Below are 19485 nucleotides of genomic sequence, written 5' to 3' on the forward strand. Positions count from 1 at the left end.
GTTGAAGAAAGAATGGGAGAGGGTTCGCAGCATGGGGGACAAGGCATGTCCCGGCGAACCTCTGAAGCCTAGCATCGCGTGAGGCGCGGCGTAAAGCGCCTCACGCGGCGGCTTAAGTGAAACGTACAGCTAAAGCGATCAGATCGAGGCGTCGATGAACTTGGCCAGCTGGCCCTTGCCCACGGCGCCGATCTGCGTGCCGGCGACCTTGCCGTCCTTGAAGATCATGAGGGTCGGGATGCCGCGAACGCCGAACTGGCGCGGGGTCTGCTGGTTCTCGTCGATGTTGATCTTGACGATCTTCAGCTTGCCCTCGTACTCGCCGGCGAGCTCATCGAGCACCGGGGCGATGGATTTGCAGGGACCGCACCATTCCGCCCAGAAGTCGAGCAGGACGGGGGTGTCGGAATCGAGAACTTCTGCCTGGAACGCAGAGTCGCTCGTGTGGGTGATCTTGTCGCTCACCGTGATCTCCAAAAGGGGGTGAAAGGGGGTTGGCGACCGTGACGCCAGCATCGGCTACACTAAGGAGCCCCATGTCGCGGGTCCAACCGGAACCGAAGGTCTAGGCTATTGCAGCCGGTGGCCCTCATTCCAACGCAACTAGGGGCGCGATACAAGCGATTCAAGGGCGCCGACGGGATGGTTCTCGTTGACATAGGTGAACAGGCTCCGTTCCAGAGCCCCTTCACCTATGCCAGCGGGAGCCGTCGGGTCGCGCGCCGCCGCCTCCGGCCATCGTGCGCCGGGCGCGTCGTACGGCCGCCGGCATGGCACCGGCCGCCCCCGACTCTCCCGTGACGCCGGCCGGATCACCCACCGTCCCGCGGCTCTTTCAGCTGCCGGGCCGCTGCCGCGCATTTGCGGCGCGAGACTCCAGGTCACCCACCCACCATGTCCCAAACCGTTCTCACCGACGTCTTCTACGAAAATTTCGACCTTCATCCGCTGCTTCAGCAGGGCCTCGCCGCCGCCGGCATCACCCGCACCACCCCGATCCAGGCGCTGACCCTCCCGGTCGCCCTGCTTGGTCGCGACGTGGCCGGCCAGGCGCAGACGGGTACTGGCAAGACCTTCGCGTTCCTGGTCGCGCTGATGAACCGCCTGCTCAACAACCCGGCCGCCCCGGACCGCAAGGACGCCGATCCGCGCGCCCTGATCATCGCGCCGACACGCGAGCTGGCGATCCAGATCGAGAAGGACTTTCAGGTCATCGGCAAGGCTACCGGCCTGCGCAGCGCGCTGATCTATGGCGGCGTCGACTACGACAAGCAGCGCCAGCAGCTGCGCGACGGCTGCGACATCATCATCGCCACCCCGGGGCGCCTGCTCGATTACTACAAGCAGGACGTCTTCGGCTTCGGCAGTGTTGAAGTCATGGTCATCGACGAAGCCGATCGCATGTTCGATCTCGGCTTCATCAAGGACGTGCGCTTCATCTTCCGCCGCCTGCCGGCTCGCGAGAAGCGCCAGGTCCTGCTGTTCTCGGCCACGTTGAGCCATCGTGTTCTGGAGCTCGCCTACGAGCACATGCACGAGGCCGAGAAGATGGTCGTCGAGACGGAGAATGTCACCGCCGACCGTGTTCGCCAGGTGGTCTACTTCCCCTCCAAGGAGGAGAAGCTGCCGCTGCTGCTCAACCTGCTCGAGGAGAGCAAAACCGAGCGCAGCATCATCTTCGTCAACACCAAGGCCGCGGCCGAGCGCGTCACGGACCGTCTGAAGCGCCACAATTTCCGAGTCGGTGCGATCTCCGGCGACGTGCCGCAGGTGAAGCGCCAGAAGCTGCTGCAGCGCTTCCAGGAAGGCCAGATCGACCTGCTCGTCGCGACCGACGTCGCCGCACGCGGTCTGCACATCCCCGCCGTCAGCCACGTCTTCAACTACGACCTGCCGCAGGATGCCGAGGACTACGTCCATCGCATCGGCCGTACGGCGCGCCTGGGTGCCGAGGGTGACGCGGTCAGCTTCGCTTGCGATCTTTACGCCATGGGTCTGCCGGACATCGAGACCTACATCAACCAGAAGATCCCGACCGCCTCGATCGAAGCCCGGATGCTGGTCATGCCGGCTCCGCGTCCGCGCGCCGACGGCGTGCAGGACGAGATCGACGATCCGAACGACAACGACGGCCACATCCCGACCCGCGGTGCACCGCCGGAGAAGGGTGGCCGCAGCGGCAGCCGTGATGGTCGAAGCGGTCCCCGCACCGGCGAGCGTTCCGGCAGCCGCGAGCGCTCGGGCACCGGTGAGCGCCGTCCGCGCACACCGCGTCCGGATGTTCCCGCCGTTGCCGCTTCGGTCGAAGTGCCCGTGAAGACCGTCATCGTCGCCGAAACGGTTGCCGACCTCCCGGCCGCTGCAGAGGCCATGGCCGCCGATGGCGCCCCGAAGAAGCGTCGTCGTCGTGGTGGGCGAGGTCGCGGCCCGCGCGAGGGTGTCGAGAACGGCAATGGCACAACGACTCAGTCGGAGAGCCCGAAGTCGTCGTCGGCGCCGCGCCAGGCTGACAGCCAGGCCAACCCGAACCGCCGTCCGTCGCGTCAGGTGGCAGCCAATCGCCCGTCGGCAAGCGCATCTGCCCCGGCCCCTGCCAAGTCAGGTGGTCAGGAGAAGGTCGGTTTCTTCCGCCGCATCGGTCGTTTGTTCGGCGGAAGCTGAAAGCATCGCCGATGAATCGGCTTGTGTCTTAGGACCGGCGTAGGCTTAGGGGTGAGAGCGGAGTGCGGCAAGCCCGTCATCGGCGGTGCTGCGAGCACGTGTGGGAGCTGGGGCTGCCGCACTCCCTCCACCAATAGCCCGAACAGTTGCCCGAGTCGTACCTCGAATTCACAAGCCGGGGCATGGTGGAGGTGCTCTCACTTCCGATCGTACTCCGGAGTGAAGTCATGAGCATCCATGTAGGAATCGACACCGGTAAATCCATGCTGGACGTGGGTTTTTTTCCTGGGGAGCGCTGCGAGCGCTTCGCTAATACGGCCGAAGGCCACCGTGCTTTACTGCACGTTCTGGCGCCTTTGGACGTGCCGCATATCGCGATCGAAGCGACGGGCGGTTACGAGCGAGGCATCGTCGATGCCTTGGCGCAAGCGGGTTATTGCGTCACCCGGCTGGCATCGCATCGCGCCACGGCTTACGCAAGAGCGATGGGGCGTTTCGCCAAGAACGACTCGCTCGACGCGCAGATCCTGGCGCGGATGGCCGCGCATATCACGCCGCAGCCTTATCAGACGCCGGCACCCGAGCGCGCCGACCTGGCCGAGCTGGTACGTTGCCGTTTGCAGATGGTGAGCCAGCGCGACGATAACTTCCGGCGGCTGAAGCAGACGAGGCTGACGGCGGCTCGCCAAGCGTTACAGGCCATGATCGATGCGGCCAGCATGCAAATCCGCGACCTGGACCGACAGATTGCAACGGCGACGAAGGACGTTGATCCGGCATCGCGATTGCGCGAGGTGCCGGGCGTCGGACCCGTCGTGCAAGCGACGCTGATCGCGTATTTACCCGAACTGGGCCAGCTGACACGGCAGCAGATTGCCGCCCTGGTCGGTGTGGCGCCTTACGTCGACCAGAGCGGTCGCCGCGACGGCGCCCGGCATGTGCGTGCCGGCCGCTGGATCGTGCGGCGCGCGCTGTATATGGCGGCTTGGGGAGCCATCCGAACCAAAGGCAGCGCCCTCGGAGAGCGCTACCGCGCCCTACGGGCGCGAGGAAAAGTGGCCAAGGTGGCTCTCGTCGCCTGCATGCGATGGCTGATCACGGCGATCAATGCGATGGTCCGTGACCAGGTCGGCTGGCGGCATGAGGCGGCTGTCTGAAAAAGACAGTTGCTCCCACACCGAGCCCGGTTGCCCGGGCAGCCCGAGTTGCTCAGGCAACACCGAGCCCGAGCAGCTCAGGTAACCGGGCTTCCTGTGGGAGCCGCTTCAGCGGCGATGCCCCTGTAGTAGCCGATTTATCGGCGATCAGCGCGAACCGCGACCCACCCACCGCAAAACCCACACCACTTCCCTTATCCTCTGGGGTTCAACGGGCCAACGGGTAACGCGGTGATCGGTTTCGATCTGGTGAGTAAACGGTACGAGGGCGATCACCAGGCCCTTACCGATGTGTCGTTTAGCGTCGAAGCCGGCGAGATGGCCTTTGTCACCGGCCATTCCGGTGCCGGCAAGAGCACCTTGCTCAAGCTGTTGGCCATGATCGAGCGTCCGACCAACGGCGTCGTCACCCTCGACGGCCAGAAGCTCAATACCGTACGTCCCTCCGATATTCCGCGTATCCGTCGAAAGCTCGGCATGGTCTTCCAGGATCACCGGCTACTGATGGATCGCAGCGTCTTCGCCAATGTGGAGCTGCCGCTGGTGATCGCTGGCGTGGCGCCGGCCGACCGCGGGCGCCGTGTGCGTGCTGCCCTGGAGAAGGTCGGTCTGCTCAGTTACGAGAAACAGCTGCCCGGCTCCCTCTCCACGGGTGAGCAGCAGCGTGTCGGCATTGCCCGCGCCATCGTTGCCAAGCCCGCCGTACTCATCGCGGACGAACCCACCGGCAACCTCGATCCGCAACTGGCCATGGAGATCATGGGTCTGTTTGCCGAGTTCCAGCAGGTCGGGACTGCCGTTCTCGTCGCCAGCCACGATCTGATGCTGATAAAGCGAATGAAAAAACGCGTCGTCGTCCTCGACCACGGCAAGCTCGTTGCCGATGTCCCCGCCACGGAGGTGGTATGAACGCCGTTCGCGAACAGCGCCGTCAGCCCGAGCCGGAGAAGACACGTCGCAGCGGCCCTCGTCACGTGAGCGCCTGGCGCGAGCACCACGTGTGGAGCCTGTCTATCAGCCTGCGTCGCCTGGGTGCCCGGCCGCTTGGCACCTTGCTGACGGTCGCCGTCATGGGCGTGGCGCTGGCCCTGCCGTTGGCCTTCTACCTGCTGCTGGGCAATGTTCAGCGGATGGGCGATGCCCTCGGCCGGAACCAGTCCATCAGTGCGTTCATGAAGCCCGGACAGAACGGTGCCATGGCGGAGACCGCCGCCTCGGCCCTGCGTGGCCGCCCCGAAGTCGCCGAAATCGTCGTGCGCACGCCGAAGGATGGCCTCGACGAGCTGGCGGAAGTGCAGGGGTTCTCCGGATCGCTGCAGTCGCTCGATGTGAATCCGCTTCCGTACGTTCTATCGGTGCAGCCGAAGCCGGGTCTGCCGGTCGAGCAGGTCGACCGCCTGGTCGAGGCCATGAAGGCGACACCGGGTGTCGACATGGTCCAGGACACGGGCGCCTGGCGACAGCGCCTCGATGCGCTGCTCGGCGTGGGAAGCCGGGCGGTTTCCCTGCTGGCCCTGCTCCTGGGTATTGCCGCTCTCCTGGTGGTCGGCAACACCATTCGTGTGGATATCCAGAGCCGTAGCGCCGAAATCGGCGTGCTGCTCCTCATCGGCGCCAGTCGCCCCTTCGTTCGTCGACCGTATCTTTATGCAGGCATCTGGCTCGGCTTGCTCGCGGGGATACTGGCCGTGGTCCTGGCCGTCGTCCTCGAACTGGCCATGGCCGGTCCAGTGGGGCGCCTCACCGCTGCCTACGACGGCAGTGTCAGTTTCGGCGGACTCCCCGCATGGCTGCTGCTTTCGGTACCCTTCGCTTCGGCGTTGCTCGGGTGGCTGGGCGCGCGGCTCGTCAGCGCTCGGCAAATTCGCCGCGCGGCGATGGCCTGAAGGGGAGACAGGGGTGGGATCTCACATCGGTTCGGGTGTTGCCGGCGCTGCGCCGCGAATCCTGCTGGTCGACGGCTCGAAAGTCGTCCGCCAGCTGATTTCGCGCGTGGTCGCGGCTGAAGTGCCAGGTGTGGAGATCGTCGGTGTTTCCACCGGCGCCGAGGCCCAGTCCGAACTGCAGCGCGGCGTCTTCGACTTTGTCACTGTCGCCCTGCGCCTGCCCGACATGGACGGGCTGGACGTGGCACGCTTCGTCCGCGAATCCGCCCCGCAGATCTACATGCCCATCGTGGTCGTCTCGGGTGATGTCGAAGCTCGCCTGCACCGGCGCGAACTGGGTGAGTACGTCACCGACTATTTCGACAAGTCGCTTGGCTTTGGCGCGCTCGCCGAATTCATCCGTGGCTACGTGCGACCCGAAGGCGGTGCCGAAGGCGAAGTGCTCTACGTGGAAGACAGCCGCGTGGTCGCGCTGGCCACGCGCCGCATGATGGAAAAATACGGACTCACGGTCCGGCATGTCATCAGTGCCGAGGACGCGATCGACTACCTGCGCGAAGCAAAGACGCGCGGTGAAGTCGGCGCGGACATCGTGCTGACCGACGTGAGCCTGAAAGGTGAACTCACCGGCGGCGATCTGGTGGAGTGCATTCGCAACGAGTTCGGATACGGAAAGGGCTTGTTGCCGACACTCATCATGACCGGCGATGAGAATCCGGCGAACCAGGCCGCGCTGCTGCGCGCCGGCGCCAACGATCTGGTCGAAAAGCCGGTGGAAGAGAAGTTGCTGATTACCAAGCTACTCTTCCAGCTGCGTGTTGCGCTGCACCTTCGCGAAAGGGCGGAAGGTTGAACGATCGCGTGCGGTTGGAAGCCTCGTGGAAGCAGCGTGTCGGCGATTACCTCGATCGGCCGGAGATGCTGGCGTTGTCGCAATTTCTCCGCGATGAGAAAGCGCAGGGCAAGGAGATTTATCCACCCGGCCCCGACATCTTCAACGCGTTCGGGCACACGCCTTTCGACAAAGTGCGCATGGTGATCCTCGGCCAGGATCCGTACCACGGCCCGGGGCAGGCGCATGGCCTGAGCTTCTCGGTGCTTCCTGGCGTGCGCGTGCCGCCGTCACTGCAGAACATGTTCAAGGAGATCGAGGGCTCCCTCGGTATTCCCCGCCCCGACCATGGCTGCCTCACGCCGTGGGCCGACCGCGGCGTGCTCCTGCTCAATGCGGTGCTCACCGTGGAAGCAGGGCAGGCCGCGTCACATCAGGGTAAGGGCTGGGAAGGCTTCACCGACGCTGCGATCGATGCGTTGAACCGTGAGCGCGAGGGCCTTGTGTTCCTGCTGTGGGGAAGCCACGCACAGAAGAAGGGTCGGCTGATCGACGAAACGCGCCACCTTGTGTTGCGCAGCGTGCATCCCTCACCGCTTTCGGCACATCGCGGCTTCCTGGGCTGCGGGCATTTCGCCAAGGCGAATGCGTATCTCGAGTCGCGGGGTGAGGCGCCTGTCGACTGGTCGCTGCCGCCGCGCTCCGAGCTCTGAAGTCCCCCAGATGTGACAAAGCCCGCGAGCCGAAGCTCGCGGGCCAGTTTAGGATCCGAGGCGCTTGTCATCGCGCATTCGGCCTGCCGCGGCTGCCACCCGAAGGTCTCACCGAGGTCTTGAGATCGGCTGTTGCCGACGGACAAGTGCACTTAGTTGTTGGGCGCACAACACGCAACGCGTTTGGCTCAAAAATCCATATTTTTCAGAAAAGTTCGAAGATGTAGGCGATCGCTCGACGAATGCTTTCCATCGTTGCAGCGTCCACACGATCCTGGCCGAACTTGCGATGCCCGCTACGACGAGCCGGGGCCCCCAAGCTCAGGCGCGGTCATGCTTATGGGAACCACATTTACTAGCCCGCGCCGCCCCTCCAGGGGTCGTCCAACGACCACAGCTGGTCGGATCTTGACCATCTCGGCACCCGCGACCATTCCCGCCGCAGGGAAGCGGCAGATAACAACGGTGCCGGGATCAGGCGGGAACGCGAGGGCCATCGGCCTATGGTAGGACGCGCCTCACCCCTTTAAAGCCAGTCCTCAACCCCAATAACTGTAGGTGCGACGGCCACATAGCATCGTCGACGACCTTTCCGCCGCGTCTTCCGCGGCCAAGGAACCGTCTGCCTCCTGAACCCTCTGAGACCCCCTCTGGACATCCTGGGGGTATTTCTGTACCATAGCGTACAGTTAACCGATATGAACTTCGGCATGACTTAGCACTCTCACTTCGGGACTGCTAATCTGCACACCAGTTTTCAGGAGGTTCCACACATGTCTCAGGTCCTCGCTACCCGTAACTACGGGCTCCCGAGCGTCGTTGGCAGTCTGGATTCCTACATCTCGGCGGTCCATCGCATCCCGGTGCTCAGCCTTGACGAGGAGCAGTCGCTGGCGCGCCGCTTCCGCGACGACGCCGATCTCGACGCCGCCAAGCAGCTCGTAATGTCCCATCTTCGTTTCGTGGTCCACGTGGCCCGCGGCTACAACGGCTACGGTCTGCAGCTCTCGGACCTCATCCAGGAAGGCAACATCGGCCTGATGAAGGCCGTGAAGCGCTTCGACCCGGATCAGGGCGTTCGCCTCGTCAGCTTCGCGGTGCACTGGATCCGTGCCGAAATGCACGAGTTCATCCTGCGCAACTGGCGCATCGTGAAGGTCGCTACCACCAAGGCCCAGCGCAAGCTGTTCTTCAACCTGCGCAAGAGCAAGAAGCGCCTGGGTTGGATGAACGCCGAGGAAGTCCGCGTGGTTGCCCAGGATCTGGGCGTGCCCGAGGCGACGGTCCGCGAGATGGAGTCGCGCCTGTCCGGCCGCGACGTTGGTTTCGAGGCCCCGGCTGACGCCGACGATGACGACAAGCCGGCTCCGGCTGCCTTCCTCGTCGACGAAGGTGCGGATCCGTACGACAACCTCGCCGAGGAAGACGCGAGCAAGAACTCGATGGGTGCGCTGTCGTCGGCCCTCGGTAACCTGGATGCACGCTCGCGCGACATCATCCAGCGCCGCTGGCTCGCTGAAGACAACAAGGCCACGCTGCAGGATCTCGCGGACGAATACGGCGTTTCCGCCGAACGCATCCGTCAGATCGAAGCGAACGCCATGAAGAAGATGCGCGTCGCCATCGCCGCCTGAGTGCGTCGTTGGGCGTAAGATCCGGAACGGCCCCCTTCGTGGGGCCGTTTTCCGTTGTTTCTCCTACGGAGTACAGAGGATGCCCAGGGCCCTGGTCATCGAAGATGACGAAGTCACCGCACGCGACATTGTCGCGGAGCTGGGCGCGCACGGCCTCACGGCCGAGTGGGTCGCCAACGGAACCGACGGGCTCGCCCGTGCGCTCGAAGACGGCTTCGACATCATCACCCTCGACCGCATGCTCCCGGGCATGGACGGCATCGATGTCGTGCTCGCCCTGCGCGAGCGCTCCGTGGACACGCCGGTGCTGATGATCAGCGCGCTGTCCGACGTGGATGAGCGCGTCCGCGGCCTTCGCGCGGGCGGCGATGACTACCTGACGAAACCCTTCTCGCCTGACGAACTCGCCGCGCGTGCCGAGGTGCTCCTGCGCCGGCGCCAGCCGAATGCCAACAGCAACCGGTTGCGCGTTTCCGATCTCGAGCTCGACCTGGTTCGCCACAACGCCCTGCGCAACGGCCAGCCACTGACCTTGTTGCCTACCGAATTCCGCCTTCTCGAATTCCTGATGCGTAACGCCGGCCAGGTGGTGACGCGCCAGATGATCTTCGAACACGTGTGGGGTTTTCATTTCGATCCGGGTACCAACGTGATCGACGTTCATATCGGCCGCCTCCGTCGAAAGATCGACGGCGCCGGCCAGGTGCCGCTCATCCGTACGGTGCGCGGCTCGGGGTATGTCATTGCGCCCGCTGATTGACGCCTGGCGTTCCGCCACCTCGCGCCTGATTCTCATCTACGGCGCGCTCTTCGCCATCTGGTGCGTGGTGCTGCTGGGCGTTGTCCAGTGGGAAGCGTCGCGCTACCTCTCGAACGTCGTGGACGGCATGCTTGCCGCGCGCATCCATTACCTCGAAGGCACCGATCCTCAGCGGCTTCCCGCTACGGTGGAAGCGGCCAGTCAGATCGACGTACAAGGCTTCATGTGGGTCGGCCTGTTCGACCCGCAGGGTAAGCGGCTGGCGGGTAATATTGCGGCGGTGCCGCAGGACCTCGCCGAGGAAGGTGTCGTCAAGTCGATCCGCGCCAGTCTCGTCGACCCCACACGCAATACGCCGACGCGCGTGCGGGGCGTCACTCGCGTCCTGCCCGACGGCGACCGGCTGGTCGTTGCCAAGGAAAGCGCGACGATCGATGGCGTCGGCGCGATCATTCGTCGCGGCCTGCTCTGGGGTCTTTCCCTGACCCTCATCCCTGGCGTGCTCGGCGGCATCCTGATTGCGCGAGGCCCCGCGCGGCGCATCCGCGCGATCCAGCGGGCCATGGAACCGATCCGCGAGGGCGACCTCAGTGTGCGCCTTCCGGTGACGCGAGGTGGCGACGAGGTCGACCTGCTTGCCTCCACGGTAAACACGACACTGGGGGAAATCGAACGCCTGCTGGGCGAAGTCAAGGGAGTGACGGACAACATCGCGCACGACCTCCGTACGCCGCTGACACGGATGCGCACGCGGCTCTACCGTCTGCAACAGCAGTTCGACGGCAAGCCGGAAGGCGACCAGCTGGACGCCTGCGTGGCCGAGATCGACACCGTGTTGTCCCGTTTCAAGGCCTTGCTGCGGGTCTCCGAACTGGAAGACCGCCAGCGCAGCGCCTGCTTCGAGACCCTCGATCTGGGCGATGTCCTGCGTAACGTCCATGAGTTCTACGCCCCGCTGGCCGAAGACCGCAGCCAGGTGTTCGAGCTCGAGGTCGGCAGATTGCCTCCGTTGCGCGGCGATCCGCAGCTCATGTTCGAGGCGTTCGCCAATCTCGTGGGCAATGCCATCAAGTTCACCCCCGATGGCGGTGCCGTGCGCCTTGTAGCCAGCACCGATCCGACGGGCGATGCGCGTGTCGATATCGCCGATACGGGCCCGGGCATTCCGCCGAACGAGCGCGAGGCGGTATTCCGCCGGTTCTATCGCAGCGACGAGACGCGGACCAAGCCGGGGTGTGGCCTCGGGCTGGCGATCGTCAGCGCCATCGTGCGCCTGCACGGCTTCTCGCTTTCGGTCGGTGGTACCGAGAAAGGCGCGGTCTTCTCCGTGGTGTGTCCGGCCACCTAAATAAATCTTAACTACGCCGCAGGAAGGTACGGGCGCAAAATTCGCCGCGACGCAACATCGCGCTCGGAATCCGTCCCTCATGATTGGCATCGTCCGGATCGCACTCTCGCGACCGTATACATTTGTCGTTCTCGCTCTGCTGATCCTCATCGTGGGGCCGCTTGCGGCCATGCGTACGCCGACCGATATCTTCCCCGACATCAAGATCCCCGTGATCGCCGTGGTATGGCAGTACAACGGCCTGCCGCCCGACCAGATGGCGGGCCGCGTGTCCTCTCCGTTCGAGCGTGTGCTGACCACCACGGTGAACGACGTGGAGCACATCGAAGCCAGTTCGATCAACGGCTTCGGCATCATCAAGATCTTCTTCCAGCCCACCGTGGACATCCGGACGGCCAACGCGCAGGTCACCGCCGTGGCACAGACGCTCCTGCGTCAGCTGCCCGCCGGCACCACGCCGCCGCTGATCCTGAACTACAACGCGTCGACGGTACCGATCATCCAGCTGGCGCTATCGGGTGAAGGGCTGACCGAGCAGAACCTCGGCGACCTGGGCCTCAACATCATCCGCCCGCAGCTCACCTCGGTAGCGGGTGCGGCGATCCCGTTCCCGTTCGGCGGCAAGGTCCGCCAGGTCCAGATCGATCTCGATCCGCCAGCCATGCAGGCGCGCGGGTTATCGGCGCAGGACGTGGCCAATGCGCTCGCGGCGCAGAACCTGATCACGCCGGTCGGTACGCAGAAGATCGGCCAGTACGAGTACACGCTTCAGCTCAACAACTCGCCTTCGGTGGTGGAGGAGCTGGGCAACCTGCCGATCAAGAGCGTCAACGGCGCCACCGTGTTCATTCGCGACGTAGCTCACGTGCGCGATGGCTCGCCGCCGCAGACCAATATCGTGCACGTCAACGGTGACCGTTCGGTGCTGATGACGGTGCTGAAGAACGGTTCCGCGTCGACGCTGGCGATCATCGCGGGTATCAAGGAGCGCGTGGTGGCGATGAAGGATTCGCTGCCGCCGAACCTGAAGATCGCACCCATCGGCGATCAGTCGCTCTTTGTAAGCGCGGCGATCGAAGGCGTGGCGCGCGAAGGCATCATCGCCGCAGCGCTCACCAGCCTGATGATCCTGCTTTTCCTCGGTAGCTGGCGCTCGACGGTGATCATCGCCACGTCGATCCCGCTGGCGATCCTCGGCTCGATCGCCGCGTTGTCGGCGTTCGGCGAGACGATGAACATCATGACGCTCGGCGGCCTGGCGTTGGCCGTGGGTATCCTCGTCGACGACGCGACGGTGACCATCGAGAACATCAACTGGCATCTCGAGCAGGGCAAGGACGTCGAAACCTCGATCCTCGATGGTGCGGCGCAGATCGTCACCCCGGCCTTCGTCTCGCTGCTGTGTATCTGCATCGTGTTCGTGCCGATGTTCTTCCTCAACGGCGTGGCGCGCTTCCTCTTCGTGCCGATGGCCGAAGCCGTGATGTTCGCCATGATCGCCTCGTTCATCCTCTCGCGCACCCTGGTGCCGACGATGGCGAAGTACCTGCTTCATCCGCATTCGCACGACGATCCGCATGGCGAGGGCAAGAAGCCGTCGCGGAATCCGCTGGTTCGTTTCCAGCGTGGGTTCGAAAAGCGTTTCGAGGCGATTCGCGCCAGCTACCATGGTCTTCTCGAGCTGGCACTTCAGCATCGCAAGGTATTCACGATCGGCTTCATGGCCTTCGTGGTCCTCACCTTTGCGCTGGTGCCGATGCTGGGTCGTAACTTCTTCCCGGCCGTCGACTCCGGCCAGATTCTGATGCATGTCCGGGCACCGGTCGGCACGCGTGTGGAAGAAAGCGCGCGCATCTTCGCCCAGGTGACGAACTCCGTGCGACGCATCATCCCCAAGGAGGAACTGGGCACCATCGTCGACAACATGGGCCTTTCGTCGTCGGGCATCAACAACACCTACAACAACACCGGCACTATCGGCTCGCAGGATGGCGACATCCAGATTGCGCTGAATGAAGGCCACGCGCCGACGGCGGATTACGTTCGCCAGTTGCGCGAGAAGCTCCCGCGCGAATATCCGGGCACGACGTTCTCGTTCCCGCCGGCGGACATCATCAGCCAGATCCTCAACTTCGGTTCACCTGCCCCGATCGATCTGCAGGTGCGTGGCCCGAACCTCGCTGCCAATTTCACCTATGCCGATCGCTTGCTGCGGGAAATCCGTCGCGTGCCCGGCGTGGCCGACGCACGTATCCAGCAGTCGCAGGCGAGCCCCGGCTTCAATGTGGACGTGGACCGCAGTCGTGCGCAGGAAGTGGGTATCACCGAGCGTGACGTGACCAACAGCCTCGGCGTGAACCTCGCGGGCTCGAGCCAGATCGCACCGACCTTCTGGCTGAATCCGAAGAACGGCGTGTCGTATCCCATCGTCATGCAGACGCCGCAGTACAGCCTCGATACCTTGCCCGATCTTGAGAACGTGCCGATCAGCGCGAGCGCGGGGCAGGCCGGGTCGCAGATCCTCGGTGGTATTGCACACGTATCGCGGACGTCGACCAATGCCGTCGTAAGCCAGTACAACATCCAGTCCATGGTCGAAATCTACGCGACCACGCAGGATCGCGACCTCGGCGCCGTCGCTGCAGACATCCAGAAGATCATCGAAGCGAACAAGAAGTTCCTGCCAAAGGCATCCACTACAGCGCTGCTTGGCCAGGTGCAGACGATGAACGATGCCTTCTCGGGACTGATCTTCGGTCTGCTCGGTGCGATCGTGCTGATCTACCTGCTGATCGTGGTCAACTTCCAGTCCTGGAGCGATCCGTTCGTCATCGTGACGGCGTTGCCCGCCGCCATCGCGGGGATCATCTGGATGTTGTTCGCCACGCATACCACCTTGTCCGTTCCGGCCCTCACCGGCGCGATCATGTGCATGGGCGTGGCAACGGCCAACTCCATCCTCGTGGTGAGCTTCTGCCGCGAGCGCCTTGCCGAACTGGGCGATGCGACCGCTGCGGCACTGGAAGGCGGATTCGTCCGTTTCCGTCCGGTGCTGATGACCGCCCTGGCGATGATCATCGGTATGGCACCCATGGCCCTCGGCCTGGGTGAGGGCGGCGAGCAGAACGCGCCGCTCGGCCGTGCCGTCATTGGTGGCCTGATCTTCGCCACCACGGCCACGCTGTTCTTCGTCCCGATTGTTTTCAGCATGATTCACGCCCGTCGTGACCACCCGTCCAACAGCCCGGCGCATCCCGGGGAGCCTGTCCATGTCGCATGAACCCTTGCACACTCCGCCGCCGCGCCGACTCCGTCTGGCCGGCATCATCGCCGGCGTCGTGGTCCTCGCGATCGTCGTAGCCGGTGTCGCCACGCGCGCCAACGACTCGCGCAAACTTCGCGAATGGACCGACGACCAGGCCACGCCGACGGTTAACGTGGTCTCGCCGCAGGGCGGTCAGGGCGGTGGCGATCTCAATCTGCCCGGCCGTTTGCAGGCCTATGCCCGTGCGCCGATCTTCGCTCGCACCAGCGGCTACCTGAAGTACTGGAAGGCTGACATTGGCCAGAAAGTGAAGGCGGGCGAAGTCCTCGGCGAGATCGAAACACCCGACCTCGACCAGCAGCTGCTTCAGGCCAAGGCGGACCTGGCCAGCGCGCGTGCCAACGAGTCACTGGCGCAGACGACCGCCAAGCGCTGGAAGGACATGCGCGACTCCGATTCGGTTTCCAAGCAGGAAGTCGACGAGAAAACCGGTGACTACGATGCCAAGCACGCGCTCGCCACGGCGGCGCAGGCCAACCTCGAACGCATCCAGGCACTGAAGGGCTTTGCCAAGCTCACGGCACCCTTCGATGGCACGGTGACGGCGCGCGAGACCGATGTGGGCGCCCTGATCAATGCTGGTGGCGGCGGGCAGGAGCTCTTCGTGGTGTCGGATACGCGCAAGCTGCGCATGTACGTCAACGTGCCGCAGAACTACGCGCCGGCGATCAAGGCGGGTGAGTCGGTGAAGCTCACGGTGCCGGAGTATCCGGGACAGACCTTCACGGGCAACATCGAAACCTCGTCCGCGGCGATCAATGCCGCCTCCGGCACGACGCTTGTGCAGGTCGCGGTGGACAACGCGGATGGCAAGCTGCTTCCGGGCAGCTACGCCAGCGTTACCTTCGATCTTCCGGCGAACGCGACGTTGTTCAGCGTACCGGCCAGTGCGCTGGTCTATGACGAGAAGGGCCTCCGTGTCGCTCTTGTCGACCAGGCGAACAAGGTCAAGTTCAAGGATGTCACGATCACCCGCGACTTCGGCAAGACGATCCAGTTGGGGTCGGGACTCGCCGCCGGTGACCGCCTGATCGAGAGCCCGCCCGATGGCCTGGCCGACGGTGACACCGTGCGCATCAATGCGCCGAAGAAGAAGGCGGAAGACGACCATGCTCCGAAGGCCTGATTCCGCAAGCGGCCTGCGCACGCTCAGGGCCGGCACGCTGGCTGCGCTGGTGTCGGTGGGTATCTCCGCTTGCTCGCTCGCACCGACCTATAAGGTGCCCGAGGTGCCGGCTGCCGAGCAGTACGCGAACGCCAACTCCCCGTGGACGGAAGCGAAGCCTGCGGATCACCTCGACCGCGACGCCTGGTGGAAACTCTACGGCGACTCGCGGCTGGATGACCTGCAGACGAAGCTGATCGCGAACAATGCGAGCCTCGCCGCGGCGCTGGCGCACTACGAGCAGTCCGAGGCGTTTACCCGGCAGGTGCGCTCCGCGCTCTTTCCCACACTCGGGTTGAACGGGAACGGGCAGCGCGATCGTGAGTCGGATACGCGTCCGCTGCGTGGCACCACCTCGCCTGCCGTGTACAGCTCGTACACGATTGGCGTGCAGGCGGATTACGAAGTCGACCTCTGGGGTCGGGTGCGTGACACCGTTGCTGCCGGAACGGCTGAGCAGGCGGCTGCCGCGGGCGACCTCGCCTCGGTGCGCCTGAGCCTGCAGGCGCAACTCGCCGATAGCTATCTGCAGCTCAACGGGCTCGACCGCCAGGTCAAGGTGCTCAACGACAGCATCGTTGCCTTCAGTCGCGCCCTCGAGCTGACCCAGTCGCGGCATGAAGGTGGTATCTCGTCCGGCCTCGATGTTGCGCGCGCCCAGACGCAGCTTTCCAACGCGCGTTCCCAGCTCACGCAGGCACAGGCGCAGCGTGCGCTGATCCAGCACGCCATCGCGGTTCTGGTTGGCGACTCGGCTTCCACGTTCACTCTCGCGACCAATGACGCAAAGGTGACGGTGCCGACCATCCCGCTCGACGTGCCGTCGGTCATCCTCCAGCGTCGTCCCGACGTGGCGGCGGCGGAGCGGCGTACCGCCGAGGCGAACGCGCGCGTGGGTGTGGCTCGCTCCGCGTACTTCCCGCAGCTCACGCTGGACGCGCAGGGTGGCTGGCAGAGTTCGGCATGGGGAAGCATCGCCACCGCGCCGAATCGCTTCTGGTCGATTGGTCCCACCCTGCTACTGAGCGTGTTCGATGGCGGTCGTCGCAAGGCCGTCGTCGATGCCGCCAAGGCAGCGACGGACGAGGCGGGCGCGAAGTACCGCGACGTGGTGCTCAACGCCTTCGCCCAGGTGGAAGACAACCTTGTCCTGCTGCGCGACCTGGGCACGGCACTGACCGACCAGCGTGCCGCGGCCGACGCGGCGCAGCGCTCCGTCGATCTGTCCCTCGACCGATACCGCAATGGCGCCGTCGGGTACCTCGACGTGGTGCAGGCGCAGACGGCGGCCCTCGACGCGCAGCGCAGCGTGATCGACCTCGAGACCCGCCAGTTGCGCGCCAGTGTCCAGCTCATCCGCGCCCTCGGCGGCGGCTGGTCACAAGCCTGACTGTGGGAGCCGATTCAGCGGCGACTAGGAAATGTGGGAGCCGCTTCAGCGGCGATCAGGACATGTGGGAGCCGCTTCAGCGGCGAAAAGCCAACGAAGCGGCGACGCGGCAATCGCCAATCGCCGCTAAAGCGGCTCCCACACGAGCCCTCCGCGGGCGCCGTACACTCGGCGCCATGCTCACCATCCTCGAACGACAGAAGCTCGCCCAGCTGACCGACGGCTCGCCGTCGGCGTCGGTTCGTATCGATCGCCTCGATCGTGCCATCGGTCTGCTGGTCGACCACGCAGGTGAGATTGCCGAAGCATTGCGCGAAGACTTCGGGCACCGTTCGGTGCAGGGCTCCCTCATTACCGACGTCGTCGGCGCCATCGAGCCACTCAAGCACGCGAAGAAGCATGTGCGGCGCTGGATGCGACGCGACGCGCGCAGCGTCTCCCCTGCCGCGCTCGCCTTGCTGGGCGCACGCGCCTGGGTCGACTACCAGCCCAAGGGCGTGGTTGGCCTGATCTCGCCGTGGAACTTCCCGTTCAACCTCACCTTCTCGCCGCTCGCCGGCATTCTCGCCGCTGGTAATCGCGCGATGATCAAGCCGTCGGAGTTCACGCCGCAGTGTTCGGCGTTGATGCGGAAAATGATCGCCAGCGCATTCGATGAGAACGAGCTCGCGGTGGTCACGGGCGGCAGCGATGTCGGCGAGCGGTTCTCGGCCCTCCCTTTCGATCACCTCCTCTTTACCGGCGCGACGTCCGTTGCGAAGCATGTCATGCGTGCGGCGGCGGAGAACCTCGTACCCGTCACGCTGGAACTCGGTGGTAAGTCGCCCGCCATCATCGGTCGCGACGCCGACCTCGATCTTGCCGCGAAGCGGCTGATGTTCGGCAAGACACTCAACGCGGGGCAGGTATGCATCGCGCCCGACTATGCACTGGTGCCACGGGATCGCGTTGAAGCCTTCGTCGACGCCTTGCAGCGCGCAGTGACTGGCATGTTCCCGACAGTGGACGGTAACCCCGACTACACGGCCATCATCAATGCTCGTCATCACGAGCGCCTGCTCGGTTATCTCGACGATGCAAAGACAAAAGGCGCGGTACTGCGCTCCCTGGGCCCCGTTGGCGAGACCATCGGCGACCGGCGCATCGCACCGACGATTGTCCTTGGCGCCAACGACACGATGAGCGTGATGCAGGACGAGATATTCGGGCCCATTCTTCCGTTGGTCCCCTATGACGGCATCGATGCCGCCATCGCGCACATCAATGCGCACGCGCGTCCCCTCAGTCTTTATTACTTCGGTAACGACCACGCTGAACAGGAAAACGTACTCGCGCACACCGTCGTCGGTGGCGTGACCCTCAACGACACGATTCTCCACCTGACCATGGACGATCTGCCGTTTGGCGGTATCGGCTCCTCAGGCATGGGGGCGTATCACGGTGTCGATGGTTTTCGCATCTTCAGTCACGCGCGCTCGGTCTACAAGCAATCCCGCTTCGACATCTCGGCGATGCTGCGCCCGCCGTACGGCAAGACGATCGAACGGCTACTGAGCGTCAAGCTCCGCCGCTGAAGCGGCTCCTACAGAAAGAAAAAGGGGCCGTGAGGCCCCTTTTTCGTAACACCCTGGAAAGCGAGCCTTACAGCTTCGCGCCCAGCAGTTCTTCAAGCTTGCGCTGGTCGACCGCGAACTTGCGGATACCTTCGCCGAGCTTGTCGGTGGCCATCGCGTTCTCGTTGTGGCCCCAGCGGAACTTGGCTTCGTCGAGCTTCGCGGGCTTGTCTTCCTTCGCGCCGGAGTCCTTCAGGGCGACCGGCAGGTCGTCGGTGTTCTCGTCCAGTTCCTTCAGCAGTTCCGGTGCGATCGTCAGGCGGTCGCAGCCGGCGAGGGCCTGGATCTGGCCGAGATTGCGGAAGCTGGCGCCCATGACGACGGTCTCGTAGCCATGCAGCTTGTACCAGTCGTAGATGCGACGCACCGACTGCACGCCCGGATCTTCAGCCGGCGCGTAGGTCTTCTTGTCGGTGTTGGCGACATACCAGTCGAAGATGCGACCGACGAACGGCGAGATGAGGAACACGCCGGCTTCGGCGCAGGCCACAGCCTGTTCGAAGCTGAAGAGCAGGGTAAGGTTGCAGTTGATGCCTTCCTTCTGCAGCTTCTCCGCGGCGCGGATGCCTTCCCACGTGGAGGCGAGCTTGATCAGGATGCGTTCTTTCTTGATGCCGAGTTCGTCGTAGAAGCCGATCAGGCGCTTGGCCTTGTCGATCGAGGCATTCGTGTCGAACGAGAGGCGTGCATCCACTTCGGTGGACACCTTGCCCGGGACGATCTTCAGGATCTCGCGGCCGACCAGAACGGCGAGGCGATCGCCGGCGTCGACCAGCTGCTGTTCGCGGTTGTTGCTCTGACCCTTGGCCCACTGCACGGCCTCGTCGATGTAGCCCGAATAGGTCGGGATACCGGCTGCCTTCAGCAGCAGCGACGGGTTGGTGGTCGCGTCTTCCGGCTTGTACTTGGCAATGGCCGAGATGTCGCCGGTATCGGCTACGACGGTGGTGATCTTGCGCAGTTGTTCGAGCTGAGTGGTCACGTTGGGGTTTCCGTTACCT

General features: G+C 64.4%; 16 protein-coding genes. 13 read left to right on the forward strand and 3 right to left on the reverse strand.

The window, feature by feature from the left end; translation table 11 throughout:
* Positions 1–138: 138 nt before the first annotated feature.
* Positions 139–465, reverse strand: coding sequence for a thioredoxin TrxA (trxA, locus tag ACVWWJ_RS02495; protein WP_159891067.1), 327 nt, complete (start codon positions 463–465; stop codon positions 139–141).
* Between the two features lie 429 nt (positions 466–894).
* On the opposite strand from trxA, the gene ACVWWJ_RS02500 reads away from it, so the two are divergent.
* The 6 genes from ACVWWJ_RS02500 (at position 895) to ung (ending at position 7249) form a co-directional block, all read left to right on the forward strand.
* On the forward strand, positions 895–2661 hold the full coding sequence (locus ACVWWJ_RS02500) for a DEAD/DEAH box helicase (RefSeq protein ID WP_456966651.1): 1767 nt from the start codon (positions 895–897) through the stop codon (positions 2659–2661).
* Positions 2662–2888: 227 nt separating this feature from the next.
* Positions 2889–3818, forward strand: coding sequence for an IS110 family transposase (locus ACVWWJ_RS02505; RefSeq protein ID WP_456966652.1), 930 nt, complete (start codon positions 2889–2891; stop codon positions 3816–3818).
* A gap of 231 nt (positions 3819–4049) precedes the next feature.
* Positions 4050–4727, forward strand: a complete 678-nt coding sequence (ftsE, locus tag ACVWWJ_RS02510) for a cell division ATP-binding protein FtsE (RefSeq protein WP_159891063.1) — start codon at positions 4050–4052, stop codon at positions 4725–4727.
* Positions 4724–5704 (forward strand): permease-like cell division protein FtsX, encoded by a 981-nt coding sequence (gene ftsX / locus ACVWWJ_RS02515; RefSeq protein ID WP_063571480.1) that lies wholly within the window; start codon positions 4724–4726, stop codon positions 5702–5704. The genes ftsE and ftsX overlap by 4 nt, the downstream gene beginning before the upstream one ends.
* A gap of 13 nt (positions 5705–5717) precedes the next feature.
* Positions 5718–6557, forward strand: a complete 840-nt coding sequence (locus ACVWWJ_RS02520; protein ID WP_200851595.1) for a response regulator — start codon at positions 5718–5720, stop codon at positions 6555–6557.
* Positions 6554–7249: a uracil-DNA glycosylase gene (gene ung / locus ACVWWJ_RS02525; RefSeq protein WP_456966653.1), complete on the forward strand. Its 696-nt coding sequence runs from the start codon at positions 6554–6556 to the stop codon at positions 7247–7249. Before ACVWWJ_RS02520 ends, ung begins: the two co-directional genes overlap by 4 nt.
* A 296-nt stretch (positions 7250–7545) precedes the next feature.
* On the opposite strand, the gene ACVWWJ_RS02530 is transcribed toward ung, so the two are convergent.
* Entirely contained in the window at positions 7546–7746 is a 201-nt protein-coding gene (locus ACVWWJ_RS02530; protein ID WP_456966654.1) for a type II toxin-antitoxin system PemK/MazF family toxin, read from the reverse strand.
* A 276-nt stretch (positions 7747–8022) separates the two neighbouring features.
* On the opposite strand from ACVWWJ_RS02530, the gene rpoH reads away from it, so the two are divergent.
* From rpoH to ACVWWJ_RS02565, 7 genes are all read left to right on the forward strand, one after another.
* The gene (gene rpoH / locus ACVWWJ_RS02535; protein WP_159891057.1) at positions 8023–8883 is read left to right on the forward strand and encodes an RNA polymerase sigma factor RpoH; all 861 of its coding nucleotides are present in this window, start codon (positions 8023–8025) and stop codon (positions 8881–8883) included.
* A 79-nt stretch (positions 8884–8962) separates the two neighbouring features.
* Entirely contained in the window at positions 8963–9643 is a 681-nt protein-coding gene (locus ACVWWJ_RS02540; RefSeq protein WP_159891055.1) for a response regulator transcription factor, read from the forward strand.
* Positions 9621–10991 (forward strand): sensor histidine kinase, encoded by a 1371-nt coding sequence (locus ACVWWJ_RS02545; RefSeq protein WP_456966655.1) that lies wholly within the window; start codon positions 9621–9623, stop codon positions 10989–10991. Before ACVWWJ_RS02540 ends, ACVWWJ_RS02545 begins: the two co-directional genes overlap by 23 nt.
* Before the next feature lie 79 nt (positions 10992–11070).
* Positions 11071–14271: an efflux RND transporter permease subunit gene (locus ACVWWJ_RS02550; protein WP_456966656.1), complete on the forward strand. Its 3201-nt coding sequence runs from the start codon at positions 11071–11073 to the stop codon at positions 14269–14271.
* On the forward strand, positions 14261–15442 hold the full coding sequence (locus ACVWWJ_RS02555) for an efflux RND transporter periplasmic adaptor subunit (RefSeq protein WP_456966657.1): 1182 nt from the start codon (positions 14261–14263) through the stop codon (positions 15440–15442). The genes ACVWWJ_RS02550 and ACVWWJ_RS02555 overlap by 11 nt, the downstream gene beginning before the upstream one ends.
* Positions 15426–16871: an efflux transporter outer membrane subunit gene (locus ACVWWJ_RS02560; RefSeq protein WP_456966658.1), complete on the forward strand. Its 1446-nt coding sequence runs from the start codon at positions 15426–15428 to the stop codon at positions 16869–16871. The genes ACVWWJ_RS02555 and ACVWWJ_RS02560 overlap by 17 nt, the downstream gene beginning before the upstream one ends.
* A gap of 176 nt (positions 16872–17047) precedes the next feature.
* Positions 17048–18445 carry a coniferyl aldehyde dehydrogenase gene (locus ACVWWJ_RS02565; protein ID WP_456966659.1) on the forward strand — a complete coding sequence of 466 codons (1398 nt, stop codon included), beginning with the start codon at positions 17048–17050 and terminating at the stop codon, positions 18443–18445.
* Positions 18446–18512: 67 nt separating this feature from the next.
* On the opposite strand, the gene tal is transcribed toward ACVWWJ_RS02565, so the two are convergent.
* Positions 18513–19466, reverse strand: coding sequence for a transaldolase (tal, locus tag ACVWWJ_RS02570; protein WP_456966660.1), 954 nt, complete (start codon positions 19464–19466; stop codon positions 18513–18515).
* Between the last annotated feature and the right edge of the window lie 19 nt (positions 19467–19485).

Source organism: Luteibacter sp. HA06 (assembly GCF_054061215.1).